Annotated in this window: 22 protein-coding genes; 8 read left to right on the forward strand and 14 right to left on the reverse strand. The window is 65.8% G+C overall.

From position 1 onward, the window contains the following. From mrdA to M3I53_RS30145, 4 genes are all read right to left on the reverse strand, one after another. Positions 1-2,343: penicillin-binding protein 2 (gene mrdA, locus M3I53_RS30130; RefSeq protein WP_254319456.1), on the reverse strand; the 2,343-nt coding region annotated here is incomplete at its 3' end. A 101-nt stretch (positions 2,344-2,444) separates the two neighbouring features. After that, entirely contained in the window at positions 2,445-2,957 is a 513-nt protein-coding gene (gene mreD, locus M3I53_RS30135) for a rod shape-determining protein MreD (protein WP_069264625.1), read from the reverse strand. Continuing rightward, positions 2,957-4,087 carry a rod shape-determining protein MreC gene (gene mreC / locus M3I53_RS30140; RefSeq protein WP_254319457.1) on the reverse strand — a complete coding sequence of 377 codons (1,131 nt, stop codon included), beginning with the start codon at positions 4,085-4,087 and terminating at the stop codon, positions 2,957-2,959. Before mreC ends, mreD begins: the two co-directional genes overlap by 1 nt. Positions 4,088-4,278: 191 nt before the next feature. Beyond that, the gene (locus tag M3I53_RS30145) at positions 4,279-5,322 is read right to left on the reverse strand and encodes a rod shape-determining protein (RefSeq protein WP_004189550.1); all 1,044 of its coding nucleotides are present in this window, start codon (positions 5,320-5,322) and stop codon (positions 4,279-4,281) included. A 431-nt stretch (positions 5,323-5,753) separates the two neighbouring features. On the opposite strand from M3I53_RS30145, the gene gatC reads away from it, so the two are divergent. The 5 genes from gatC (at position 5,754) to M3I53_RS30170 (ending at position 11,064) form a co-directional block, all read left to right on the forward strand. Next, entirely contained in the window at positions 5,754-6,053 is a 300-nt protein-coding gene (gatC, locus tag M3I53_RS30150; protein WP_254319458.1) for an Asp-tRNA(Asn)/Glu-tRNA(Gln) amidotransferase subunit GatC, read from the forward strand. A gap of 193 nt (positions 6,054-6,246) precedes the next feature. Then, complete coding sequence (gene gatA / locus M3I53_RS30155; RefSeq protein ID WP_254319459.1) at positions 6,247-7,737, forward strand: Asp-tRNA(Asn)/Glu-tRNA(Gln) amidotransferase subunit GatA; 1,491 nt, start codon at positions 6,247-6,249, stop codon at positions 7,735-7,737. 2 nt (positions 7,738-7,739) lie between these two features. Next, the gene (gene gatB, locus M3I53_RS30160) at positions 7,740-9,215 is read left to right on the forward strand and encodes an Asp-tRNA(Asn)/Glu-tRNA(Gln) amidotransferase subunit GatB (protein WP_254319460.1); all 1,476 of its coding nucleotides are present in this window, start codon (positions 7,740-7,742) and stop codon (positions 9,213-9,215) included. 146 nt (positions 9,216-9,361) lie between these two features. After that, a complete protein-coding gene (locus tag M3I53_RS30165; RefSeq protein ID WP_254319461.1) occupies positions 9,362-10,198 on the forward strand; it encodes a PPK2 family polyphosphate kinase in 837 nt (278 codons plus the stop codon). A gap of 86 nt (positions 10,199-10,284) precedes the next feature. Beyond that, positions 10,285-11,064: an exodeoxyribonuclease III gene (locus tag M3I53_RS30170; protein ID WP_254319462.1), complete on the forward strand. Its 780-nt coding sequence runs from the start codon at positions 10,285-10,287 to the stop codon at positions 11,062-11,064. A 30-nt stretch (positions 11,065-11,094) separates the two neighbouring features. Here the strand turns inward: M3I53_RS30170 and M3I53_RS30175 are convergent, their stop codons facing one another. The 8 genes from M3I53_RS30175 to argB all read right to left on the reverse strand — a co-directional run bounded on the left by M3I53_RS30175 (position 11,095) and on the right by argB (position 18,883). Next, a complete protein-coding gene (locus tag M3I53_RS30175) occupies positions 11,095-12,207 on the reverse strand; it encodes a M48 family metallopeptidase (protein ID WP_254319463.1) in 1,113 nt (370 codons plus the stop codon). Then, positions 12,204-13,598, reverse strand: a complete 1,395-nt coding sequence (locus tag M3I53_RS30180) for an AmpG family muropeptide MFS transporter (protein ID WP_254319464.1) — start codon at positions 13,596-13,598, stop codon at positions 12,204-12,206. The genes M3I53_RS30175 and M3I53_RS30180 overlap by 4 nt, the downstream gene beginning before the upstream one ends. A gap of 81 nt (positions 13,599-13,679) precedes the next feature. Next, positions 13,680-14,288, reverse strand: a complete 609-nt coding sequence (metW, locus tag M3I53_RS30185) for a methionine biosynthesis protein MetW (protein ID WP_133188307.1) — start codon at positions 14,286-14,288, stop codon at positions 13,680-13,682. After that, positions 14,285-15,430 carry a homoserine O-acetyltransferase gene (locus M3I53_RS30190; protein WP_254319465.1) on the reverse strand — a complete coding sequence of 382 codons (1,146 nt, stop codon included), beginning with the start codon at positions 15,428-15,430 and terminating at the stop codon, positions 14,285-14,287. The genes metW and M3I53_RS30190 overlap by 4 nt, the downstream gene beginning before the upstream one ends. Positions 15,431-15,740: 310 nt before the next feature. Then, the gene (locus tag M3I53_RS30195) at positions 15,741-16,331 is read right to left on the reverse strand and encodes an HdeD family acid-resistance protein (protein WP_254319466.1); all 591 of its coding nucleotides are present in this window, start codon (positions 16,329-16,331) and stop codon (positions 15,741-15,743) included. A gap of 64 nt (positions 16,332-16,395) precedes the next feature. Then, complete coding sequence (gene slmA, locus M3I53_RS30200; protein ID WP_254319467.1) at positions 16,396-17,082, reverse strand: nucleoid occlusion factor SlmA; 687 nt, start codon at positions 17,080-17,082, stop codon at positions 16,396-16,398. 45 nt (positions 17,083-17,127) lie between these two features. Then, a complete protein-coding gene (locus M3I53_RS30205) occupies positions 17,128-17,931 on the reverse strand; it encodes a pyrimidine 5'-nucleotidase (protein ID WP_254319468.1) in 804 nt (267 codons plus the stop codon). 52 nt (positions 17,932-17,983) lie between these two features. Further along, positions 17,984-18,883: an acetylglutamate kinase gene (gene argB, locus M3I53_RS30210; protein WP_028203194.1), complete on the reverse strand. Its 900-nt coding sequence runs from the start codon at positions 18,881-18,883 to the stop codon at positions 17,984-17,986. Positions 18,884-19,214: 331 nt separating this feature from the next. On the opposite strand from argB, the gene M3I53_RS30215 reads away from it, so the two are divergent. After that, positions 19,215-19,451 carry a cysteine-rich CWC family protein gene (locus M3I53_RS30215; RefSeq protein ID WP_254319469.1) on the forward strand — a complete coding sequence of 79 codons (237 nt, stop codon included), beginning with the start codon at positions 19,215-19,217 and terminating at the stop codon, positions 19,449-19,451. On the opposite strand, the gene M3I53_RS30220 is transcribed toward M3I53_RS30215, so the two are convergent. Beyond that, positions 19,441-21,102 (reverse strand): hypothetical protein, encoded by a 1,662-nt coding sequence (locus M3I53_RS30220; RefSeq protein WP_254319470.1) that lies wholly within the window; start codon positions 21,100-21,102, stop codon positions 19,441-19,443. The two genes, M3I53_RS30215 and M3I53_RS30220, sit on opposite strands and share 11 nt — an antisense overlap. A 117-nt stretch (positions 21,103-21,219) precedes the next feature. Here M3I53_RS30220 and M3I53_RS30225 point away from each other — a divergent pair, with 117 nt between their 5' ends. Continuing rightward, complete coding sequence (locus M3I53_RS30225; protein WP_254319471.1) at positions 21,220-22,653, forward strand: ATP-binding protein; 1,434 nt, start codon at positions 21,220-21,222, stop codon at positions 22,651-22,653. Positions 22,654-22,671: 18 nt separating this feature from the next. Beyond that, positions 22,672-23,214 carry a response regulator transcription factor gene (locus M3I53_RS30230; RefSeq protein WP_254319472.1) on the forward strand — a complete coding sequence of 181 codons (543 nt, stop codon included), beginning with the start codon at positions 22,672-22,674 and terminating at the stop codon, positions 23,212-23,214. Between the two features lie 65 nt (positions 23,215-23,279). Here M3I53_RS30230 and hslU read toward each other — a convergent pair whose 3' ends face one another. Continuing rightward, positions 23,280-24,641 (reverse strand): ATP-dependent protease ATPase subunit HslU, encoded by a 1,362-nt coding sequence (hslU, locus tag M3I53_RS30235; protein WP_254319473.1) that lies wholly within the window; start codon positions 24,639-24,641, stop codon positions 23,280-23,282. Positions 24,642-24,658 lie beyond the last annotated feature (17 nt).

The raw sequence follows: 24,658 nt of genomic DNA on the forward strand, positions 1-24,658 counted from the left end.
GTGCGGGCGTTGGGGGCCAGGGCCGAAATGGCGAGGCACCGAGGCGGGCGCGGGGCGGGCGGCGCCCGTGCCGGGCGTGCCGTTCGCGCCGCCGGTGGCGCCGTTCACGGCGTCGGTTGCGGCGGGCGCGTCGGGACTAACGTTCTGGCGGGGCTTGCGAGTCTTGCCGACGGCGCTGCTGGCGGGCGTGGGCCGCGCAGCCGCGCCCGAGGCTTGCGAAGCCGCCGCAGCAGCGGAAGCCGCCGCGGCCGCAGATGCCGCGCCGGGAATCGGCAGCGGCGTGAAGCCGGCGGCGACCCTCACAGGCTGCACGGCGGGCGTGGCCGGGGCAGCGCCCGACGCCGCCGACGCTGCCGACGCCGCCTCGGGCGGCGCGCCGATCACCGGGGCGGACGCGTCCTCCGTGGCCGAAGCCGCCGCGCTCACGGCCGCCTGTTCGACGCCGGGCTTCAAGCGATCGACGAGGTAGTAGTCCAGCACGCGGCGAGCGATCGGGCCTGCGGCCTGCGCGCCCCAGCCGCCGTTTTCGACGATCAGCGCGACGGCGATCTGCGGCTTCTCGGCGGGCGCGAACGTGATGAAGAGCGCGTGGTCGCGCAGATTTTCGGCGAGCGCATGCGCCTTGTACTTGCCGCCCTGCAGCGAGAAGACCTGCGCCGTGCCGGTCTTGCCCGCCGAGGTGTACGGCGCGTTGCGGAACACCTGGTAGGCCGTGCCCGACGGATTCATCGTCACGTTTTCCATTCCGCGCTTGACCACGTCGATATCGGCCTGGCTCACGTTCAGGCGCCCGCTTTCGCTTGGCACCGTGAGGCGCTCCTGCTTCGTGATCGGATTCTCGATCTCCTTCACGAGGTGGGGCTTCATCAGAATGCCGTTGTCGGCGAGCGTGGCCGTGGCGTGCGCGAGCTGCAGGATCGTGAACGAGTTGTAGCCCTGGCCGATCCCCAGGCTGATCGTCTCGCCCTCGTACCAGCGCTGCTGCTCGGGCTTGCGGTACGCCTTGCGCTTCCATTCGGTGGAGGGCAGAATGCCGCGCGCCTCGCCCGCGATGTCGATGCCGGTGAGCTGGCCGAAGCCGAGCGGCTTCATGAAATTCGCGATGTTGTCCACGCCCAGGTCGTGCGCGAGCATGAAGAAGTAGGTGTCGTTCGACACCATGATCGCGCGGTTCATGTCGATCCAGCCCTGGCCCGAGCGCACGTCGTTGTTGAAGCGGTGGCCGCCGAACATGTAGTAGCCGGGGTCGGAGAAGCCCCACTGCGGCGTGCGCTTGTGCAGCGTGAGCGCGGCGAGCGCCATGAACGGCTTGTAGGTCGAGCCCGGCGGGTAGGTGCCGTGCAGCGGACGGTTCAGGAGCGGGTGATCGGGCGAGTTGTTGAGCTCGTCCCAGGTCTGCTGGTCGATGCCGTCCACGAACGAGTTCGGGTCGAAGCTCGGCGCCGAGACGAACGCGAGAACGTCGCCCGTGGACGGCTCGATCGCCACGAGCGCGCCGCGCTTGCCCGCGAACGCCTGTTCGGCCACCTGTTGCAAACCGATGTCGATCGAGAGCACGAGGTTGTTGCCGGGCGTAGCCTGGGTGCGCGAGAGCGTGCGCACGGGGCGCCCGCCTGCCGTCACTTCCACTTCCTCGAAGCCGGTCAGGCCATGCAGCTCGGTTTCGTAACTCTGCTCGACGCCGATCTTGCCGATGTAGTCGGTGCCGTTGTAGTTGTTCGCGTCCAGGCGCGGATCGTAGTGCTCGGGATCGCTGTCGTTCTTGTCGGAGAGGTCGTCGATGCGCTCCTGGTCGCGCTGCGAAATCCGGCCGATGTAGCCGATCACGTGCGCGGCCGTGGGCCCGAGCGGATATTGGCGGAACAGGCGCGCGCGCACTTCCACGCCGGGGAAGCGGAAGCGCTGGGCCGTGAAGCGCGCGACTTCGTCGTCGGTCAGGCGCGTGCGGATCGGCAGGCTCTCGAAGTTCTTCGAGTCTTCGAGCAGCTTCTTGAAGCGGCGGCGGTCGCGCGCATCGATCGGGATCACGGTCGAGAGCTCGTCGATCGTGTTGTCGAGCGTGTCGGTGAGCTTCGAGGGCGTGATTTCGAGCGTGTACGCCGAGTAGTTCTTCGCGAGCACGACGCCGTTGCGGTCGGTGATGATGCCGCGGTTCGGCACGATCGGCGCCACGGAAATGCGGTTTTCGTCCGCCTGCAGCGAGTACTTGCTGTGGTTCCAGACCTGCAGATAGAGGAAACGGAACGCGATCAGCCCGAAGCAGACGAACACGAACAGCCCCGCCGCCGCGACGCGCAGGCGGAACTTCGTGAGCTGCTGCTGGGTGTCCTTGAATTCGGTCATGCTGTCAGACCCAGGCTCCGCGGTTCCAATCGCGAGGAACGGCGGGCCGGGGTGCGTAAGAGGTAGTCAAGCGAGTCTTCCAGCGGCGAGCGGCGCGCCGCTCAAATAGGCCGGGTGTCGTCGGGATCGACGGGGCGGCGCTGCGGCAGCAGCAGCAGCACGCTCGCGATCGGCCAGAGGATCGCCTCGACGAAGCCGCTGATGAGATAACCCCAGCCAGGAAACGACGCGCCCATCAGCAGGCGGATGACGAACGGCACGACCTGCGCGCCGACCAGCATGGGCGTGACCGCGAACATTTGCAGGCCGATCGACATCCACAGCACGCGGCGGTGAATGGTGATCGCGCCATACGAAAGCAGCGTGTAGGCGAGCGCGTGCTCGCCGAGCAGATTCGCGTTGTGGACGTCCATGAGGAGCCCGAGGAAGAACGCGACGCCCATGCCGACCTTGCGCGGCTGGTGAATGTTCCAGAACAGCAGCACGAGCGCGACGAAGTCGGGCACGCCGGGCAGCTTGCCCCAGGGCAGCAGGTTCAGCAGGAACGCCGCCGCGAGGCTGAAAACGATGAAGTACGGATTGACCGGCTGCAGAATGTATTGCGGACGCGGCATCAATGGCCCCCTTTCTCGACGGCCTTCGCTGCCTCTTCCCGCAGGCTCTCCCGGGGTCTTCTCTCGGCCTGCTTTTTCTCCGCCGGCTTCGTGTCTGCTGCGGCTGCGTTCGCTGCCGGCTTCGCCTGCTGCGCCGCGGCCGGCGCCGCACCCGATGCAGCGGCGGCGGGTTTCGCCTTCGCGTCGTCGGCTTTCTTGTCGCTCTTCTTGTCCGCGGCCTTGGCGGGCTTCTTCTTCGCGTCCTTCGCCTCGGCGGCCGCTGCGGCTTCTTCGGCGGCGATCGGGTTGGGCGGCACCTGTGGCACATAGTGCAGCACGAGCACCTGGCGCGCCCCGCGCACGGCGGCGAGCGGCAGGCAGACCACGCGTGCGAACGCGGTGTCGGCCTGCTTATCCACGCGCAACACCTTCGCGACCGGCAGCCCTTGCGGATAGATGCCGTCGAGTCCGCTCGTCACGAGTTCGTCGCCCACTTGAAGATCAGCGCTGATCGGCACGAAGCGCAGATCAAGCAGGTCGCCCTTCGCCGTGCCGTAGATCACGCTGCGCAGGCCCGTGCGCACGACTTCGACCGGCACGGCCTGGTCCTTGTCGGTGACGAGCGTGACTTCGGACTGCATGGGGAACACACGCGTGACCTGGCCGATCACGCCGTCCTCGCTCAGTACCGGCGAGCCGTTCTGGATACCCTGCTGCGAGCCGCCGCCGATCACGACCTTCTGCGTGAACGGGTCGCGCGTGTCGTACTGGACGTCAGCCGGCGTGGTTTGCGCGCCGATGCGCTGCGAGAGCTGCAGAAGCGCGCGCAGGTGCGCGTTTTCGGCTGCGAGCGAAGCGGCCTCGTTGGCCTGCTGCGAAAGCTGGAGATTGCGTGCGTGCAGCTGCGTGTTTTCGGTGCGCAGCGTCGAACTCGTCACGGCCAGATCGGCGGCGCCCATAAAGAAGTCACGCGGCACGAGGGCCGCGCGTTGCAGCGGGTAGAGACCCGCGCCGAGCACGCCGCGCACGATTTCGAGCGTCTTGAAACGCGCGTCCGAGACGAGGAGCGCGAGCGACAGCACGACGAAGAAAATCAGCCGTGCGAGTGCCGATGGGCCCTGTCTAAAGAGGGGCGGCGGACTGTATTCCATGGTCGGCGCCGGGGGCGTGTGCGGTTCGGTGAAACAGAGGGTGTAACGGAGGGCACAACGAAGCGTGAAACTTCGGCGCCCCGCAGGACGCCCCGTTGCGGGCACCGTGGCGGCGCGCGCGCCGCCACGCCATCAGTGGCGCGGCGGCGCCGAAAGCGCGCCGCGGGCGAGCGCAGCGGTGCGCGGCGCGCTTACTCGTAGGAGAAGATGCTGCCAAGCTTGTCCATGCGCTCGAGCGCCATGCCCGAGCCGCGCACCACGCAGGTGAGCGGATCTTCGGCCACGAGCACCGGCAGACCGGTTTCTTCGGCGAGCAGGCGGTCCAGGTCGCGCAGCAGCGCGCCGCCGCCCGTGAGCATCATGCCGCGCTCGGCGATGTCGGCGCCCAGTTCCGGCGGCGTTTGTTCGAGCGCGATCTTCACCGACGAGACGATCTGGTTCAGCGGGTCGGTGAGCGCTTCGAGAATTTCGTTGCTCGAAATGGTGAAGCTGCGCGGGATGCCTTCCGACAGGTTGCGGCCCTTCACTTCCATTTCCTTGACTTCGGAACCCGGGAAGGCCGAACCGATTTCCTTCTTGATGGCTTCGGCGGTTTGCTCGCCGATCAGCATGCCGTAGTTGCGGCGGATGTAGTTGACGATCGCTTCGTCGAACTTGTCGCCGCCCACGCGCACCGAGCCCTTGTAGACGATGCCGCCGAGCGAGATCACGCCCACTTCGGTCGTGCCGCCGCCGATGTCGACCACCATCGAGCCCGTGGCTTCCGAAACCGGCAGGCCCGCGCCGATCGCGGCGGCCATCGGTTCTTCGATGAGGTAGACCTGCGAGGCGCCCGCGCCGTGCGCGGCTTCCTTGATCGCGCGGCGCTCGACCTGGGTCGAACCGCACGGCACGCAGATGATGATGCGCGGCGACGGCGAGAACATGCGCGACTCGTGCGCCGTCTTGATGAACTGCTTGATCATCTGCTCGGTGACGGTGAAGTCGGCGATCACGCCGTCCTTCATCGGGCGGATGGCTTCGATGTTGCCCGGAACCTTGCCGAGCATCTGCTTGGCTTCCTTGCCGACTGCCTGAATCGTCTTCTTGCCGTTCGGGCCGCCTTCCTGGCGAATGGAGACGACCGAGGGTTCGTCGAGGACGATGCCCTTGCCGCGCATGTAGATCAGGGTGTTGGCGGTGCCGAGGTCGATCGCCAGATCGTTGGAGAAGTAGCTACGCAGAAAACCGAACATTCAAAAATCCTGTCTCGCTTGTGGCCGTCCTTCCAGCTTGGTGGGCGAGGGCGGCAGCGGAAAAATTAACAGCCTCAGGGCGATATGCTCCACCACGAGAGCACTCCGAAATCACGGCGGAGGGCGTCGCAAGGGGCGCCACGAGGGGCCTGAGACTGCGGGGATGATTACCGGAGGCAGCCTGGCTGCGCCGCCCGTTTGATCTTGTCTGGCCGCATTGTGTTGCGAACAGAACTGAAAGGCGGATGCAAGGCGGTCCGGGTTTGGGTCGAACGCGTAATGATACCTTATAATTTTGCCTGTTTTGCAGGATCCGGAAGGCAGTTTTTGACCTCATCGAAGCTTTCCTCCAGAGCCGGATCCGGCGCGATAAACCGCTGTTGCAGCACCGAATTTCCGCACTGCCACAGCCCCTTTTTTCCGGTGACCGCATGGCCCTGACCCTGAACGATGTGAAGCGCATCGCGCATCTTGCGCGCCTCGAACTGGCCGACGCCGAAGCCGGCAATACGCTCGTACGCCTGAATGACTTCTTCGGCCTCGTCGAGCAGATGCAGGCCGTGGACACGACCGGCATTGCCCCGCTCGCCCACCCGATCGAGCAGATCGAGGACGTCGCGCTGCGTCTGCGCGAGGACGCCGTGACCGAAATCGTGGACCGCGAAGCGCTGCAGCGTCCCGCGCCCGCGGTGCAGGACGGACTTTACCTCGTACCGCGCGTGATTGAGTAAACGCGCAGCATTTTTTCGCCATTTCGAAAGCTTTCGAGTCGTCGGAACCGTTCGAAACGGCACGGACTCCCGAATTTTCCGGGGTTTTCCGGGTAGCGGCCCGCGCGTTTGCCAACGTGGCTCGAGCCGCTCCCCGGACGGCGCAACGATCTAGATGTCGACCACGCCGTGACGTTCTTCCAGGAATCACGCAATGCATGACAAAAGCTTGACCGAACTGCGCGCCGCGCTGGCTGCGAAGGAGTGCTCCGCAGTCGAGCTGGCCCAGCACTTTCTGGGCCGGATTGATGCGCACCAAGACCTGAACGCCTTCGTCGACGTCAATCCCGAATTGACGCTCGCCCAGGCGAAGGCCGCCGACGCGCTCCTGCACTCGGGCCACGCCGGCCCGCTCGCGGGCATTCCGCTCGCGCACAAGGACGTATTCGTCACGCGCGGCTGGCGCTCGACTGCCGGCTCGAAGATGCTTGCAGACTACGTGAGCCCGTTCGACGCGACCGTGGTCGAGCGGCTCGAGCGCGCGGGCATGGTCTGCCTCGGCAAGACCAACATGGACGAATTCGCGATGGGCTCGTCCAACGAGAACTCGCATTTCGGCGCCGTGAAGAACCCGTGGGACACGAAGGCCGTGCCGGGCGGCTCGTCGGGCGGTTCCGCCGCGGCCGTCGCCGCGCGCCTCGCGCCCGCCGCGACCGGCACCGACACCGGCGGCTCGATTCGCCAGCCGGCGTCGTTCACGGGCGTGACGGGCATCAAGCCCACCTACGGCCGCGTCTCGCGCTACGGCATGATCGCGTTCGCCTCGTCGCTCGACCAGGGCGGCCCGTTCGCGCACAGCGCGGGCGATTGCGCGCTGCTCCTGAACGCCATGGGCGGCTTCGACGAGCGCGACTCGACGAGCCTCACCCACGCACACGAGGACTACACGCGCTTCGTCGGCCAGACATGGAGCCAGGACGCCGGCGCCGACAAGCCGCTCGCGGGCCTGCGCATCGGCCTGCCGAAGGAATACTTCGGCGCGGGTCTCGCCGACGACGTGCGCGCCGCCATCGACGCGGCGCTCAAGACGTACGAATCGCTCGGCGCCACGCTCGTGGAAGTCACGCTGCCGAAAACCGAGCTGTCGATTCCCGTGTACTACGTGATCGCCCCGGCCGAAGCCTCGTCGAACCTCTCGCGCTTCGACGGCGTGCGCTTCGGCCACCGCGCCGCCGAATACCGCGATCTGCTCGACATGTACAAGAAGTCGCGTGCCGAGGGCTTCGGCCCCGAGGTGAAGCGCCGCATTCTGGTGGGCACCTACGTGCTCTCGCACGGCTACTACGATGCGTACTACCTGCAGGCGCAGAAGATTCGCCGCATCATTGCGCAAGACTTCCAGGAAGCGTTCAAGCAGTGCGACGTCATCATGGGACCGGTCGCGCCGAGCGTGGCATGGGACCTGGGCGCAAAGGGCGACGATCCGCTGCAGATGTACCTCGCGGACATCTACACGCTCTCCACGAGCCTCGCGGGCCTGCCCGGCATGAGCGTGCCGTGCGGCTTCGGCGCGGGTGCGAACTCGCAGCGACCCGTCGGTCTGCAGATCGTCGGCAACTATTTCAACGAGGCCCGCATGCTGCAGGTCGCCGACGCCTTCCAGCGCGCGACCGACTGGCATCGCAAGGCGCCGGCAGGGGTATGAACATGGCAACACAGTGGGAAGTGGTGATCGGTCTGGAGACGCACGCGCAATTGTCGACGGCGTCGAAGATCTTCTCGGGCGCATCGACGCAGTTCGGCGCCGCGCCCAACTCGCAGGCCTGCCCCGTCGATCTCGCGCTGCCGGGCGTGCTGCCGGTGATGAACCGCGGCGCCGTGGAGCGCGCGATCCAGTTCGGCCTCGCGATCAACGCGACGATTGCGCCGCGCAGCATATTCGCGCGCAAGAACTACTTCTATCCGGACCTGCCGAAGGGCTATCAGATCAGCCAGTACGAGATTCCGGTCGTGCAGGGCGGGCAGATCACGATCCAGGTCCCGGCTAACGAAAAGGCCGGCAAGGAAGCCTACGAGAAGACCGTCAACCTCACGCGCGCGCACCTCGAAGAAGACGCGGGCAAGTCGCTGCACGAAGACTTCGCGGGCATGACGGGCATCGACCTGAACCGCGCCGGCACGCCGCTGCTCGAAATCGTCACGGAACCCGAAATGCGCAGCGCCGCGGAAGCCGTTGCGTACGCGAAGTCGCTGCACACGCTCGTCGTGTGGCTCGGCATTTGCGACGGCAACATGCAGGAAGGCTCGTTCCGCTGCGACGCGAACGTCTCCGTGCGCCCGGTCGGCCAGAAGGAATTCGGCACGCGCGCCGAGATCAAGAACCTGAACTCGTTCCGCTTCCTCGAAGAGGCGATCCAGTACGAAGTGCGCCGCCAGATCGAGTTGATCGAAGACGGCGGCACGGTGGTGCAGGAAACGCGCCTCTACGACCCGGACAAGCGCGAGACGCGGTCGATGCGCAGCAAGGAAGACGCGCACGATTACCGCTATTTCCCCGACCCCGACCTCATGCCGCTCGTGATCGATGCGGCGTGGGTCGAGCGCGTGAAGGGCGAGCTGCCCGAGCTGCCCGCGACGATGCAAAGGCGCTTCATCGAGCAGTATGGCGTCACGCCGTATGACGCGAACGTGCTCACGTCGAGCAAGGCGATGGCGGCTTACTTCGAAGCGGTCGTGGCGCAGGCGGGCGCGGCGCAGGCCAAGACCGCCGCCAACTGGTTGATGGGCGAAGTCTCGTCGCAGCTCAACCGCGAAGGCCTCGACATCGCCGCTTCGCCGGTCTCGGCCGCGCAGTTCGCCGTGCTGCTCGCGCGCATCGCCGACGGCACGATCTCGAACAAGATCGCCAAGGAAGTGTTCCAGGCGATGTGGGACGAGAAGGCCGGGGATGAAGCCGCTGCCGACCGCATCATCGAAGCGAAGGGCCTCAAGCAGATCTCGGACACCGGCGCGCTCGAAGCGATCATCGACGAGGTGCTCGCCGCGAACCAGAAGTCGGTGGAAGAATTCCGCGCCGGCAAGGAAAAGGCGTTCAACGCGCTGATCGGCCAGGCCATGAAGGCCACCAAGGGCAAGGCGAACCCGCAGCAGGTCAACGAACTGCTGAAGAAGAAGCTGGGCTGAGTCTGGCCGCGTTTGTGTGAAGTGCCGGCCTGATTCGGGCATGCTTGCGAGGCGGCGTCGTGCGTAGCAGTGCGGCGCCGCCTTGCCGCTTCAGGCGGGCAACGGCGTTGGCGCCGTCAAATTCACGAGAAAGAGGAGAACAACGCATGTCCCATATCCCGAGTCTCGACGATTACCGCGTGCCGTACTTCAGCGACAACAAGCCGGAGACGTTCTCGCTCGGCGCGCTCGACCCCGCCGCGAGACCGTTTTCGAGCGGCAGCAAGGACGGCGACCGCAACCGGCTCGCCGAGATCGGCAAGAAGCTCGACGTGTTGCAGGAGCGTCTGCATTCGCAGCGCCATGAGCGCGTGCTGCTCGTGTTGCAGGGCATGGACACGAGCGGCAAGGACGGCACGATCCGCGGCGTGTTTCACGAGGTCGATCCGCTCGGCCTGCGCATCGTGCCGTTTCGCGCGCCGACGCCCGTCGAGGCCGCGCGCGACTTTCTCTGGCGCGTGCACCTGCAGGTGCCCGCGGCCGGCGAGCTGGCCATCTTCAACCGCAGCCACTACGAAGACGTGCTCGTGCCGCGCGTGATCGGCCAGATCGACTCGGCCGAGTGCGAGCGCCGCTACCGGCAGATTCGTCATTTCGAGGCGCTGCTCGCGCAGAGCGGCACGTCGATCATCAAGTGCATGCTGCATATCTCGAAGGACGAGCAGCGCAGCCGCATCCAGGCGCGCATCGACGACCCCACCAAGCACTGGAAATTCGACGTCTCCGATCTCGAAGCGCGCAAGCATTGGGACGCCTATCAGACCGCGTACCGCGACGCGCTCGCGGCCACCTCCACGGAACACGCTCCGTGGTACGTGATTCCCGCGAACTCGAAGTCGCATCGCAACGTCATGGTGGCCGAACTGCTGCTGCGCCTGATGGAAAGTCTGAAGCTCGAATTTCCGCCGGCCAAGGCCGAACTCAAGGGTCTCAAGATCGACTGAGACTGACCCGATTCCCTCGCGCGGCGCGGCGCACTTCCGGTTGCGCGCGCCATGCAAGGCAACGCACAATCAAGAGGAAAGAAGACATGTTGCGTGTGATCACCGCGAATCTGAACGGCATCCGCTCGGCGGCGAAGAAGGGCTTTTTCGAATGGTTCGGCGAACAGAAGGCCGACGTGCTCTGCGTGCAGGAAATCAAGTGCTCGCAGGACGACATGACGCCCGAATTCCTCGCCCCGCACGACTTCACGGGCTACTTCCAGCACGCGGCCAAGAAGGGCTATAGCGGCGCGGGCGTCTATTCGCGCCACGAACCCGACGACGTCATCATCGGTTTCGGCAGCGAGGAGTTCGATCCGGAAGGGCGCTACGTGGAAACGCGCTTCGGCAAGCTTTCGGTGATCTCCGTGTACGTGCCTTCGGGCTCGAGCGGCGACGAGCGTCAGGCCGCGAAGTACCGCTTCATGGACGAATTCATGCCGCATCTCGCGGAACTCAAGCGCGAGCGCGAAGTGATCCTGTGCGGCGACGTGAACATCGTCCACAAGGAAATCGACATCAAGAACTGGAAGGGCAACCAGAAAAACTCCGGCTGCCTGCCCGAAGAGCGCGCCTGGCTCACGAGCCTCTTCGACGACGTGGGCTACGTGGACGTGTTCCGCACGCTTGACCCGCGCCCCGAACAATACACGTGGTGGAGCAATCGCGGCCAGGCGTATGCGAAGAACGTGGGGTGGCGTATCGACTATCAGATCGCGACGCCCGGCATTGCGCACAAGGCGAAAAAGACCTCGATCTTCAAGGACATCAAGTTCAGCGACCACGCGCCGCTGACTATCGACTACGACTACAAGGTCAAGAGCTGACGCTCACCCGGGCGCGCTGTGAAACCGCTTTCAGGGCGCCGAGACCACCTTGCGCTTCTGCACTGCCGGGATGCCCTGGTAGTCGGGCAATTCGGCGAGCGGCTTGCCGATGGCCTTGGCGTAGAGCGGCATCATGTCGGCGAGGCGCTTGGCGATGTCGGCGCGCCGCGCCGGCGTGTACGGATGCACGTAGATGAAGCCCTGGTCGCGGTCGGCGCGCGTCGCCACCGCGAGCTTGTCCCACAGCGTGAGCGCCGCGCGCGGATCGAAGCCCGCACGCGAGGCGATATCGCTGCCGATCACGTCGGCTTCGGTTTCATCGGCGCGGCCGTAGTGCATCTCCACGAGCTGCGAGCCGATTCCGAGCGGAAAGACGCCGAGATCCGCGAGCCCGAATAGCTGCGGCACGGAGCCCGACTCGATCTGCGCGGCCTGTTGTTCGCCGAGGCGCTCGCGCACGTGCTCGCGCACCGCGTGTGCTATCTCGTGGCCGAGCAGCATGCCGAACTCGTTGTCGTTGAGTTTCACGCGGTCGAGCAGGCCGCCATACACGACGATCTTGCCGCCCGGCAGCGCGTACATGCGGATGTCGTTCGAGCGGATCACCGCCACTTCCCACTTCCAGTTCTTGACGCGATCGCTCCACTTCTGCGAGTAAGGCGCGAGCCGGTCGACGAAAGCCCGCACGCGCTGCACGTGCGGATCGCTCTCGGCATAAAGGCGGTTCGAATGGGCCGCGCCGCGCACGATCTCGTTGAACTCGGCGGTAGCCTGCGCTTCGAGCATCGGCGAGGGAATCAGGTTGCGGTATACGGCGGCGTCGCCAAAGCGCACCACGCGCCCCGTGTTCGGCGCGCCGGGGGCGACGCTTGCGTTTGCGCCGCTGTTTGCTGCGCCGTTCGCGCCGTTCGCCTGGTTTGTGGTGCCGTTGCCTGCGCTCGCGGAGCTGCCTGCTGGCGGCGTGGCAGGGTTGCCCGGCACGCTCGCCGGGGCGCTCGTGGCGGCCGGGCTCTCGGCGCCCCATGCACTCCATGCGCAAAGGGCCGGCCAGGCAGCGGCGAGAGCCAGCACGAGCGCGCGAGCGCGCGCGCCGCTGCGCTGCAGCGCACGCGGGCCTGGCGCGACGGTCTCATGCGTGCTCACGACCGGACTCTCCACGGGGCAATACGAATGAGCAGGAGCATACCCGGTACCGCGAGCACCGTGCAGACGATGAAATAGTCGAACCAGCCGATCTTCGCGACCACGTAGCCGCTCGCGGCGGAGGCTAACGTGCGCGGCACGGAGGCGAGGCTCGTGAAGAGTGCGAACTGTGTGGCGGTGTAACGCGGATCGGTCGTGCTTGCGATATAGGCAGTGAACGCGGCGAGCGTGAGCCCCGTCGCGAAGGTCTCGAAGCCGTACACGAGCGCGAGCGCAACGGCGCGCGGGTCGAGCGTGAACTGCACGTTCGCGCCGAAGAGGCCCGCGGCCCACGACACCGCGTGGCTCACGGCGAGCACGGCATCGTAGATGGCGGCGAGCGAGGGCGAGCCTGCGCCGAGTTGCGCGAGCCACGCGAAACCCAGAGTAGAAATCATTTGCAGGAAACCGAAGATCCACAGCCCGCGCCCGATGCCGATCTTCACGAGCGCCACGCCGCCGATAATGCCGCCCGCGAGGCTCGCGCCGAACGCCGTCATCTTTGCGATCACGCCGATCTCCGTGCGCGAATAGCCGATGTCGAGGAAGAACGATGTGGACAGGGTCGTCGCCATCGTATCGCCGAGTTTGTAGAGGAAGATAAAAGCGAGCACAAACAGTGCCGCGGCCAGACCGTCGCGGCGCACGAATTCGGCGAACGGCTGCACGATCGCTTCGCGCAGGTTCCTGGGCGGCGCGCCGTGTACTTCGGGCTCTTTCACGACGAGCGTCATGATCATGCCGGGAATCATGAACGCCGCCGTCACGACGAACACGGTGCTCCACGGCAGATGGTCGGAGAGGATCAGCGCGAGCGAGCCCGGCACGAGCGCCGCGATCTTGTAGGCGTTCACGTGCACGGCGTTGCCGAGGCCCTGCTGCGTATCGGTGAGCAGTTCACGCCGGTAGGCATCGATGGAGATGTCCTGGCTCGCGCCGAAGAACGCCACCAGCGCGGTGAGCGCAGCCACAGTCCAGATCGAATCTTTCGGCGAAACGTAGCCGAGCGTGCCGATAGCGAGCGCCACGAGAATCTGCGTGACGAGCATCCAGCCGCGCCGCCGCCCCGGACGCCAGCCGGGCAGGCGCGGCACGTAGCGGTCCATGAGCGGCGCCCAGACGAACTTCCAGGTGTACGGGAACTGGATCAGCGCGAAGAGGCCGATCTCCTTGAGATTGACGCCCTCCGAGCGCAGCCACGCCTGCACCAGATAGACGAGCGTGAAGAGGGGCAGGCCGGAGGTAAAGCCGAGGAACACGCAGATCAGCATGTGCGTATTCAGATACGCACGCCAGCCGGGGTGGGATTCGTGAGCGGTAAGAGCGGGTGCCTCGTGGGGCGGATTCTGCATGTCGTCGTTAGCGGCGGCGGTGTTTGGTGCGGTTCCTCGTGAACCGGTCGTGCAGAAAAACACGCGACGCCGCGCACGGCGTCATTTTTTTCTCACGCGATAGACCGCAAGACTACCACGCCAGTTCACACCCCAACGAACGGTCTGACCTCCGTGGAGCACGGCGCGGTCGAGAATTTCAACGCCCACTTCGGGCGCGAGCGCCTCGAAGTCCTTGACCGTGAGAACGCGCACGTTCGGCGTGTTGTGCCACTGGTAGGGCAGCGACTTCGAAACCGGCATGCGGCCGCGCAGCACCGAAAGCCGATGCGGCCAGTAGCCGAAGTTCGGGAACGAGACGATGCACTCCTTGCCCACGCGCGCCGTCTCGCGCAGGATGGCCGCCGTCTGGTGAATGGTCTGCAGCGTTTGCGAGAGGATCGCGAAGTCGAAGCTCGCGTCCTCGAAAAGGCGCAGGCCGTCTTCGAGATTCTGCTGGATCACGTTGATGCCGTTCTTCACCGAAGCGAGCACGCCCGCGTCGTTGATCTCGATGCCGTAGCCCGTGCACTCGAGCTCCTCGGTGAGCAGCGAGAGCAGCGAGCCGTCGCCGCAGCCGAGGTCGAGCACCTTCGCGCGCGGTTCGATCCAGCGCGCAATGGTGCGAAAGTCGGGACGGGCGGAAAGACTGTCGAAAGCGCTCTGGTTCATGCGCCCACCTCAGCAGCAATACGTTCGTAGTAAGCGCGCACCACATTGTGATAGCGCGCGTCGTCGAGCAGGAAGGCGTCGTGGCCATGCGGCGCGTCGATTTCCGCGTAGGTCACCTGGCGCTTGTGATCGAGCAGCGCCTTCACGAGTTCGCGCGAGCGTGCGGGCGCGAAACGCCAGTCGGTCGCGAAGCTCGCCACGAGGTATTTCGCCTTCGTGTGCGCGAGTGCGCGAGTGAGGTCGCCGTCATAGACCTTGGCTGGGTCGAAGTAATCGAGCGCGCGCGTGATCAGCAGGTAGGTGTTGGCGTCGAAGTAGTCGGCGAACTTGTCGCCCTGATAGCGCAGGTACGACTCCACTTCGAATTCCACGTCGAAGTTGAAGTTGTAGGCGTTCTCGGCGCCTTCCGCACGGCGCAGCGCCCGGCCGAATTTCTCGGCCATGTCGTCATCGGACAGATAGGTGATGTGGCCGATCATGCGCGCCACGCGCAGGCCGCGGCGCGGTTTCACGTTGTGGGCGTAGTAGTCGCCGCCGTGGAAGTCGGGGTCCGAGAGGATGGCCGAGCGCGCGACCTCGTTGAACGCGATGTTCTGCGCCGAGAGTTTGGGCGTGGAGGCGACCACGATGCAGTGGCCGAGGCGATCCGGATAGCGCAGGCTCCATGCAAGCGCCTGCATGCCGCCAAGGCTGCCGCCCATCACCGCGGCGAACTTCTCGATGCCGAAGCGATCGGCCACGCGCGCCTGGGCGTCCACCCAGTCCTCGACGGTCACGACCGGAAACTTCGCGCCATAGGGCTGGCCGGTGGCCGGGTCGATGCTCATCGGACCGGTCGAGCCGAAGCACGAGCCGAGATTGTTCACGCCGATCACGAAGAAGCGGCTGGTGTCGAGCGGCTTGCCCGGGCCGACCATGTTGTCCCACCAGCCCACGTTCCTGGGATCGTCCGCGTAGACGCCCGCCACGTGGTGCGACGCATTGAGCGCGTGACAGACGAGCACCGCGTTGCTGCGCGCGGCGTTGAGGGTGCCGTAGGTTTCGACCACGAGGTCGTACCCGGCAAGCGCCGTGCCGTTCTGCAGTTGCAGAGGCTCGTCGAAATGCAGTGTTTGAGGAGCGACGATGCCGATCGATTCCATTCGTTCCGCCTTGGTTTTTCGGGCGGCTAAACGGTGTCGGCGGGCGCGGAGTGCGAAAGGATTGGCGCAGCTGACGACCTCTTTAGCCGCATTTATATCGAACTCCGGGGCCTGGGCCTGGGAGTTCACGCGCCCGCAATCGAGTCAGCAAATCGGCGCGTGGGTATTGCAAAAGGAACGCAGAGTATATCGGAAAAAGTGCAAAGCGACGCGTGCGCACGGGAAAGGCGGCCGGGCGGCGCGCTGCCGTCCCGCGCCTTGGCGCCGCCGCTTCACGTGCCCGCGCACCGCGCGAGGCCGCGAAGCCTTATCACTTCCCGGGCTCGGACGGATGCGCGTTGCGCCAGCGCCGCAGCTGCAGGGCCGCGATGATCATCAGGATGCCGTAGAGCACTGCATAGGCGGCGATGACCCAGATCAGCGAGAGCGCGCCCGCGCCGGGGAACATCGCGAAGAAAAAGCCAACCGTGGCCGAGAGCAGTCCCGAAATCCCGACCGCCCACGGATGCGCGATGGCGTGCCGGTACTGGATCGCATAGACGATCTCGAAGATGCCCGTGAAGAACGCCCAAACGCCGATGATCATCACGAGGACGATGGCGGTCTCGCCCGGCCAGAAGAACGCGACGAGGCCGGCGATCACGCCGATCAGACCGATGACGATGTAGGTCCAGCGCCGCGTGCCGCCGCCGCGCGCGCCGTAGATGAGCGCGAACGCGCCGTCGACGAGGGCGTAGGCGCCCCAGACGATGGCGAGCGTGAGCACGGTGAGGCCGGGCAGCGAGAAGGCGAGCACGCCGAAGACGATCGCGGCAATGCCTCGCGCAATGAGCCAGCCCCAGTGGGCGGAGAGGCCCATCAGGATGGGCGGCAGGCCGAGGGGAGGAACGGGACGGTTCATGCGACGGTTCTCCTTCCTGTTAGCGACGCGAGCAGCCGCCACGGAAAAACGCCGCGCGGCCGCGCTATTGAAGAATGATGCGGATCTGCTCGTCGGCGTGCTCGCTCGGTGAACGCGTGAAGCCGCTTTGCGCGTAGCGATGCCAGCAACCGATCACATAGCGCACGACCAGATTCGCCCGGACCGTTGGATCGTATCCCTTGGCGGTGGGTTTCGCGTTGACATGGTCAGACCCCGAGATCGCCTTGCGCTCGGCCTCCTGGGCGAGGTCGACGCGCAGACACTGGCGCAGCGACGCCTCGACGCGATCGAGCATCTGGTTCACGCGCTCGGCGAGGCGCTCGTGCTCGCCCACGAGCGCTTCGCAGGTCAGCACGCGGGTCATGCCCGCGTTGCGCGTGGAAAAGTTCACGAGCATCAGCGCGATCGCACGCGCCTGCAGGACGCCGCTCGGCTCTTTTTCGACGATCTGGTTGATGAGCCCGAAGAGCGTCTGCTCGATGAAATCGATCAGGCCCTCGTACATCTGGGCCTTGCTCGCGAAATGGCGATACAGCGCGGCCTCGGAAACCCCCAGGCGCGCGGCCAGCGCCGCGGTGGTGATCTTCTCGCCGCGCGGCGCCTCGAGCATGGTGGCGAGCGTCTGGAGAATGTGGATACGGCGTTCGCCCGGTTTCGGGCGGGGGGCGCGGCGGGCCGCGCCCGGCGATTCTGCTGCTTCGACTGCGTCACGCGTTTGTGTCGGCTGCATGGATATCGTCCCTGGCGTTGGCCTCTGGGTTGGCGCTCCCCCGTTTTACTTCGAGCGTCCCGACTGCAGGCCTGGTTTCAGGGATTTTAGCGAACGAATGCGACGATCGACATAGTGCGGCCTGCCGGTACCCGGCAAGTGCGGGGGCAAATGCCCCGTGATCCAGATGGTGCGGATGCCGAGGCGCCGGTAGCGCTTGAGGTGGCTGCGCGTATCTTCGATCAGGATCGCATCGGCGAGCGCCACGCCCGCCCGGCGCAGGGTGCCGCGCAGCATCGCGCAGTCGGGCTTGGCGCGCCAGTGGCTGCGCGAGCGCATGCTTTCGATGGCGATCACGCGTTCGAACAGCCGCTCGATGCCGAGCGCCGCGAGCACCGCGTGCGCGTAGGCCTCGGGTCCGTTGGTCAGCACGATCTTGCGCCCGGGCAGGGCGGCGAGCGTGCGGGCGAGGCCGCGCTCGGCGTGCAGCATGCCGTGCAGGTCGTCGAAGGTGTGCACGACCTTGAGGAAGTCGTGCGGGTCGATTGGATGATGGCGTGTGAGACCGAGCAGCGTCGCGCCGTAGCGGCGCGTGTAGCTCGTGCGCAGGTGATTGGCTTCGTCGCGGCTCACGCCGAGCGCGTCGACGATGTACTGCGTCATGCCGGCGTTGATGGCCGGGAAGATGGCGCGCGACGCGTTGTGCAGCGTATTGTCGAGATCGAAGAGCCAGACGGGGGCGCCGTAGCTCGGGCCGCGCGAGGTGGGGGCGCCGTAGCTCGGGCCGCGTGAGGTGGGGGCGCCCGCTGTGCGGGCGGCGCGGCGCGGCCGGCGCCGGGCACGCCTGGCATGAAGGCTGGAGTCGGTCATCGCGGACGTGAGACGCGGCGGCGGCACGGCGCCGCCGCCGGGAGCAAGGGGCTTAGTGCGAGCGGATCATCGTGCCGAACGGCTGTTCGGTCAGGATTTCCAGCAGCACGGAGTGCTCGATGCGGCCGTCGATGATGTGCACCGAGCGCACGCCGCTCTTGGCCGCGTCGAGCGCCGACGAGATCTTCGGCAGCATGCCGCCCGAGATCGTGCCGTCTTCGAAGAGCGCGTCGATCTCGCGCGCCGAGAGGTCGGTGAGCAGATTGCCCGCCTTGTCCATCACGCCCGGGATGTTCGTCATCATCACGAGCTTTTCGGCATTGAGCACCACCGCGAGCTTGCCCGCCACGAGGTCCGCGTTGATGTTGTACGAGAGGCCGTCTTCGCCGAAGCCGATCGGCGAGATCACCGGAATGAACGCGTCGTCCTGGAGCGCCTTTACGACCGCCGGGTTGATGGCCTCGACTTCGCCCACCTGACCGATGTCGATGTACTGACCGGGGTTGTCGCGGTCCGGCATCATCAGCTTGCGCGCGTGGATCAGGCCGCCGTCCTTGCCGGTCAGGCCGACCGCATGGCCGCCGAAGTGGTTGATCAGCGTGACGATGTCCTGCTGCACCTCGCCGCCGAGTACCCACTCGACGACTTCCATGGTTTCTTCGTCGGTCACGCGCATGCCCTGGATGAACGTGCCTTGCTTGCCGATCTTCTTGAGCGCCGTGTCGATCTGCGGGCCGCCGCCGTGCACGATGACCGGATTGATGCCCACGAGCTTGAGCAGGATGACGTCGCGCGCGAAGCCCTGCTTGAGCCGCTCTTCGGTCATCGCGTTGCCGCCGTACTTGATGACGACGGTCTTGCCGTGGTACTGGCGAATGTAAGGCAGCGCTTCGGCCAGAATTTCGGCTTTCAAGGTTGGGGCGATCTGCGAAAGGTCGATGGGCTCGGACATGGCGGCGGAGACTGGACGAAAAACAGACGAAACTCGCGGACGAAGATCCGCGGACGAAAAACGCGGCGGCAAAACGGTCGAAACAGGCCGGATTGTACAGGACTGGCGCGGTGCAGCAGAGAAAACGGCGGGGAAAACGACGCCCACCGGGCGCTCGGCGAGGCACCAGCGCAACACGGGCGCGAGGGCATCGGCAGCGCCGTAAAACGGGGCGAAATCGGCAGAAAATGGCGGGCGCGACCCGCGAGGCGAAGCGAGGCGCGGGCCCCACGCGCGGGCTGTGGCATCATCTTTCTGTCGCCAACCCATGGCTTCAAGAGGAGCGCGCGCCATGACCGCCTCCGCCGTGCCCGCCACCGGCATGAAAAGCGCCCGCTGCCCGCGCTGCGGCAACAGCTTCGACTGCTGCAGGAACACCGAACCCTTCGATTGCTGGTGCAAGTCGCTGCCCGCGTTGCCCGCGAGCGAGCTGGACCCGCGCGGGCGCTGCCTGTGCCCCGAATGCCTCGCGGCGGCGGCGGCTCCGGCAGCGGGAGCCGCGCCGAAGGGCAGGAGCGCTATGCCGTGAAGGGCGTGCTGCGTTGCGCGCCGTGCGCGAGCGCCGCTAGATCGGCGCTCACCTCGTCGAGCACGGAGTCCCACTGCCTGAACGCCTTTTGACGGTACAGCCGGGTATTCGGATACCAGGGACTGTCGCGCCGATCCAGCAGCCAGACCCAATGCGGATTCACGTCCAGCAGCACCCAGGCGCGCTTGCCGAGCGCGCCCGCAAGGTGTGCGCTCGACGTGCACACTGAAATTACCAGGTCGAGCGCGTCGACGAACGCGGCGGTGTCGTCGAAGGTCTTCCACTGAGCGCTGAAGTCGTTCAACTCGAAGCCCGCTGCGCGCGCCGCGGCGAGGTCCTGCTGTGCGCCGGGTTGCAGCGAATAGAACGCCACCCCCTCGATGCCTGCGAAATGCCGGGCGTACCGCTCGAGCCCGACGCACCGAAACGGATTACGTTTGTGCGTGAGGCTGCCCGTCCACGCGAGCCCGACCTTCAAGCGCCGTTCGCCCGCAAGGCGCTCGCGCCAGCGCGCCGCCGCTTCGGGATCGGGCCTGAGATAACCCGTGGGGCCCGGGATCGTGGCTTCCTCGGTGCCGAAGATGAGCGGCAGGCTCAACAGCGAAACTTCGCAATCGTAGGGCGGCAGGTTTTCGACGGGGCCGCCCGCGCAGTACAAGTCGCAATGGCTGCCGAGGCTTCGCGCGAGCAGCGCGCCCATCTGCGGAAACGAATTCCAGACGAGCCGGCCGCCTTCGCGATGCACACGTTCGGCTAGCATGGGCACGTAGCGGCAGAATTGCAGCAGGTCCCCCATGCCCTGTTCGCCCCAGACCAGCAAGGTGCGGCCCGCGAGCGGCTCGCCTCGCCACTCGGGCTTCCGGAACGCCGGGCGGCCCATGGCCAGCTCGCTCGAGCCCTGCCAGCGCATCTCGTGTCCGGGCCAGCCTTCGGCATAGTTGCCGCGCAGAAGCTGCATCATCGACAGGTTCGAACGTAGCGAAGCGTCGTTGGGCGCATACTGGCAGGCGGCGCGCGCGGCGCGTTCAACCTCGTCCCACTGCTGCGTTTCCTTGCAGGCCATCGCATAATTGTTCAGGGCGAGCGGGCTTTGCGGCGCGAGTTCGAGCGCGCGGCGGCTGGCGTGGAGTGCACGCGCCGCGTCGGCATCGGTTGGGAACACGCGCGCCAGGTTGATCCAGGCGTTGACGTTGTCGGGCTCTTCGGCGACCGTTTCTTCGAGCAGCGGCAGAATCTCGCGGTCTCCAAAATTGATCTGCATCAAAGCTGTTGCAAGATTGTTGCGCAGATTTGGAAACGTACGCGCGATTCCCAGCGCGTGGCGGTAAGGTTCTACCGCTTCGGCGTGACGGTTTGCAAACTGCAGCGCGAGGCCCGCTGCGAACCACGCGGCGGGCCGCTCCGGTGCGAGCCGGGCGATCGCGCCACTCAGGCGTACGGCTTCTTCTGCCAGGGCGCTGTCCTTTGCGCGAGCGGCGATGAGCATGAGCGCGTCGTCGTCGAGGCCGCGCAAACGGGCGCGCGTCGCGGCCAGCAATTCGTGTGCGGACGCATCGGTCGCCTCGTCGGTTCCACCGGCGGTGGCAGCGTCGATGAAATCGAGAAAGAGATTGCGTACGGTGTGGAGTAAGTCAGGGGACGAGGCTTGCATTGTTCCGTCTTGCTTGTCAGAAAGCGCCGAAGCAAAAGTGGTGGGCGAATGACATAGATTGAAGCAAACCCTTTCAAGATGATGAATCAGAGAAGTCTTAACCGGTAAACTGACAGCATGCATCGCATAACCGTCAGTGCTCGCGTCAATCTCAGCCATCTGTTCTGGCTGCGCAGTCTCGCCATCATCGGCCAGCTCTGCACTATCGCGTTCGTACAACTCTTCATCGGCGTGCAGTTGCCGCTGCCCGCCATGCTGTTCGTGATCGCCATGGAAGTGGCGTTCAACGGCGTGACCTGGCTGCGCGTCACGCAGGATCGCCCCGAGTCGAATCTCGAACTGTTCGGCCAGCTCTGGGTCGATCTCGGTGCGCTTTCCGCGCTGCTCTTTCTCTCCGGCGGTACGACCAATCCGTTCGTGTCGCTCTACCTGCCCTCGCTCGCCATCGCGGCCGCCGTGCTGCCGTGGTATCTCACCGCGTGGCTCGCGGCCTTCGCGGTCGCCTGCTACGTGCTGCTCGGCTTCGATAACGTGCCGCTCAATCTCGACAATCCCGCCAACCTGTTCGACTACTATCGCGCGGGCATGTGGGTGAACTTCATGGTGAGCGTGTGCCTGATCGTGTGGTTCGTCGCGCGTATGTCGCGCGCGCTGCGCCAGCGCGATACCGCGCTCGGCGACGCGCAGCAGCGCCTGTTGCGCGACGAGCGCGCCGTAGCGCTGGGCGTGCAGGCTGCCACCGTAGCGCACGAGATCGGCACACCGCTTTCGACCATCGCCATGCTCACCGAGGAGCTGCGCGACGTCGCACGCACGGACAAGGGCCTCGAACCGTATGCCGCCGACCTTGAACTGCTCGACAAGCAGATCTCGCTTTGCACCTCGGCGCTCGCACGGCTGAGGAGCCGCGCGTCGTCTACGGGCGCGCGCCAGCTCGTGAGCGAATGGCTCGGGCCGTTCGTCGAACAATGGCGCCTGCGCCATCCGCACGTGAAGTTCGAACTCCTCGACAATGGACCGGGCGACTTCGCCCTCGACGACACCGTCGCCGTCGGGCAGATCCTCACCATCCTGCTCGACAACGCCGCGCGAGCCAGCCGCGATTTCGTGACGCTGCGCGCCTATGCGGCCGCGCGAGCCGGCTACGTCGATTTCGAGGTTTGCGATGCGGGCCCCGGCATTCCGTCGTCGCTGCGCGCCTCGCTGGGCGCCGCGCCCGTGGACAGTACCCAGGGCGGTCACGGCGTCGGGCTCTATCTCGCGTTTTCGTCGGCGGCGCGGCTTGGCGGCTCGATCGAGCTCAACGACGTTACGCCGCCCGGCAGCGCGTCGGGCGAAGTGAGCGGCGCGGACGACGAGACTTCGGTTGGCGCCATAACCGGCAGCGCCATGCGCACGCGCCGGGCGCGCGGCACCCGAGCGGTGCTGCGCTTGCCGGCGAAGCAGGTCAAGGCGGGTCAGGCGAACTCCGCGGCGGCGCGCGAGGGCGCAGCGCCTGCGGGTTCGGAGATTGGATCAGGCGAGGGGCCGGCCCGGCCCGACGCCGCGTAACAACACGGAGAATTAGGTATGAGCGATATGAGTTTTCTGGTCATCGACGACGACGAAGTGTTCTCCGACATCCTCACGCGCGGCCTCACGCGGCGCGGTTTGGAGGTGAAGCAGGCACACAATGCGGAAGAGGCGATTCGTTTCGCCAACCAGCAGAAGTTCTCGCAGATCACCGTGGACCTGCATCTCGGCAACGACTCAGGCCTGTCGCTCATCGCGCCGCTGCGCGAACTGCAGCCCGACGCACGCATGCTCGTGCTCACGGGCTACGCGAGCATTGCTACCGCGGTGCAAGCCGTGAAAGACGGCGCGGACAACTATCTGGCCAAGCCCGCCAACGTCGAGATGATTCTTTCTGCACTCCAAAGCGATGCGAGCGCCATGCAGGCCGAAGAAGCCATCGAGCACCCGGCGCCGCTCTCGGTCGCACGCCTCGAATGGGAACACATCCAGCGCGTGCTGGCCGAGCACAACGGCAACATTTCGGCCACGGCGCGCGCGCTCAACATGCACCGGCGCACGCTGCAGCGCAAGCTCGCGAAGCGCCCGGTGCGCCAGTAAGCACAGCCCCAGGCGCAGCAAAAGGGACCCCGCGGGGTCCCTTCTTCATGCGCCATGCGTAACGTTTAGAGCACGTAACGCGACAGATCTTCGTCCTGCGCCACTTCGCCGAGCGCCTTGTCGACATAGGTGGCGTCGATCGTCACGCTCTTGCCTGCGTGATTGCCGGCGGCGAACGAGACATCTTCCAGCAGCTTCTCGATCACCGTGTAAAGACGGCGCGCGCCGATGTTCTCGGTCTTCTCGTTCACGGAGAAGGCGATTTCCGCGAGGCGGCGAATGCCGTCTTCGGCGAAATCGAGCTGCACGTCCTCGGTCGCGAGAAGCGCCTGATACTGCTTCACGAGGCTCGCGTCGGTCGCGACCAGAATCGCTTCGAAGTCCTTCACGGAGAGCGAGTCGAGTTCCACGCGAATCGGGAAACGGCCCTGCAGTTCGGGAATCAGATCGCTCGGCTTCGCAAGATGGAACGCGCCGCTCGCGATGAACAGGATGTGATCGGTCTTCACCATCCCGTATTTCGTGTTGATGGTCGTGCCTTCCACGAGCGGCAGCAGATCGCGCTGCACGCCCTGACGCGAAACTTCGCCGCCGCTGCCTTCGTTGTTGCGCGAGGCGATCTTGTCGATTTCGTCGAGGAACACGATGCCGTTCTGCTCGACGTTCTGCACGGCCTTTTGCTTGACCTCTTCGTCGTTGAGCATCTTGCCGGCTTCCTCGTCGGTCAGCAGCTTGAGCGCTTCCTTTACCTTCACCTTGCGGCGCATTTTCTTGCCGCCGCCGAGATTGGCGAACATCGAACGGATCTGCTCGGTCATGTCTTCCATGCCCGGGGGGCCCATGATGTCCATGCCCACTTGCGGCTGCTCGACGTCCAGCTCGATTTCCTTGTCGTCGAGATGGCCTTCGCGCAGGCGCTTGCGGAAGGTCTGGCGCGTGGTGCTATCGTTGTCACCCCGACCGCTTTCGGCGTGGCTCCCCGCATCGGACGAACCGAAGCCTACCGGGCGCGCCGTCGGCAGCAGGATATCGAGAATGCGGTCTTCGGCCTGATCTGTGGCCTTGCTGCGCACTTTGCGCATTTCCGTTTCGCGCGTCTGCTTCACCGAGATTTCGATGAGGTCGCGCACGATGCTGTCCACGTCGCGGCCCACGTAGCCCACTTCGGTGAACTTGGTCGCTTCGATCTTGATGAACGGCGCGTCGGCGAGCTTCGCGAGACGCCGCGCGATTTCGGTCTTGCCGACGCCCGTCGGCCCGATCATGAGAATGTTCTTCGGCGTGATTTCCTGGCGCAGCGGCTCGGCGACCTGCTGGCGGCGCCAGCGGTTGCGCAGCGCGACGGCCACGGCCTTCTTCGCGTTCGCCTGGCCAATGATGTGCTTGTCGAGTTCCGAGACGATCTCGGCGGGGGTCATGGTGCTCATCCTGATTCCTTCTCGTC

Origin of the sequence: Paraburkholderia sp. CNPSo 3272 (assembly GCF_024206495.1) — a bacterium.
Taxonomy (GTDB): Bacteria; Pseudomonadota; Gammaproteobacteria; order Burkholderiales; family Burkholderiaceae; genus Paraburkholderia.

Coding starts and splice junctions, on each gene's coding strand:
- mreD (WP_069264625.1), bottom strand. CDS start 2,957: ATGCCGCGTCCGCAATACATTCTGCAGCCGGTCAATCCGTACTTCATC.
- mreC (WP_254319457.1), bottom strand. CDS start 4,087: ATGGAATACAGTCCGCCGCCCCTCTTTAGACAGGGCCCATCGGCACTC.
- M3I53_RS30145 (WP_004189550.1), bottom strand. CDS start 5,322: ATGTTCGGTTTTCTGCGTAGCTACTTCTCCAACGATCTGGCGATCGAC.
- gatC (WP_254319458.1), top strand. CDS start 5,754: ATGGCCCTGACCCTGAACGATGTGAAGCGCATCGCGCATCTTGCGCGC.
- gatA (WP_254319459.1), top strand. CDS start 6,247: ATGCATGACAAAAGCTTGACCGAACTGCGCGCCGCGCTGGCTGCGAAG.
- gatB (WP_254319460.1), top strand. CDS start 7,740: ATGGCAACACAGTGGGAAGTGGTGATCGGTCTGGAGACGCACGCGCAA.
- M3I53_RS30165 (WP_254319461.1), top strand. CDS start 9,362: ATGTCCCATATCCCGAGTCTCGACGATTACCGCGTGCCGTACTTCAGC.
- M3I53_RS30170 (WP_254319462.1), top strand. CDS start 10,285: ATGTTGCGTGTGATCACCGCGAATCTGAACGGCATCCGCTCGGCGGCG.
- M3I53_RS30180 (WP_254319464.1), bottom strand. CDS start 13,598: ATGCAGAATCCGCCCCACGAGGCACCCGCTCTTACCGCTCACGAATCC.
- metW (WP_133188307.1), bottom strand. CDS start 14,288: ATGAACCAGAGCGCTTTCGACAGTCTTTCCGCCCGTCCCGACTTTCGC.
- M3I53_RS30190 (WP_254319465.1), bottom strand. CDS start 15,430: ATGGAATCGATCGGCATCGTCGCTCCTCAAACACTGCATTTCGACGAG.
- M3I53_RS30195 (WP_254319466.1), bottom strand. CDS start 16,331: ATGAACCGTCCCGTTCCTCCCCTCGGCCTGCCGCCCATCCTGATGGGC.
- slmA (WP_254319467.1), bottom strand. CDS start 17,082: ATGCAGCCGACACAAACGCGTGACGCAGTCGAAGCAGCAGAATCGCCG.
- M3I53_RS30205 (WP_254319468.1), bottom strand. CDS start 17,931: ATGACCGACTCCAGCCTTCATGCCAGGCGTGCCCGGCGCCGGCCGCGC.
- argB (WP_028203194.1), bottom strand. CDS start 18,883: ATGTCCGAGCCCATCGACCTTTCGCAGATCGCCCCAACCTTGAAAGCC.
- M3I53_RS30215 (WP_254319469.1), top strand. CDS start 19,215: ATGACCGCCTCCGCCGTGCCCGCCACCGGCATGAAAAGCGCCCGCTGC.
- M3I53_RS30220 (WP_254319470.1), bottom strand. CDS start 21,102: ATGCAAGCCTCGTCCCCTGACTTACTCCACACCGTACGCAATCTCTTT.
- M3I53_RS30225 (WP_254319471.1), top strand. CDS start 21,220: ATGCATCGCATAACCGTCAGTGCTCGCGTCAATCTCAGCCATCTGTTC.
- M3I53_RS30230 (WP_254319472.1), top strand. CDS start 22,672: ATGAGCGATATGAGTTTTCTGGTCATCGACGACGACGAAGTGTTCTCC.
- hslU (WP_254319473.1), bottom strand. CDS start 24,641: ATGAGCACCATGACCCCCGCCGAGATCGTCTCGGAACTCGACAAGCAC.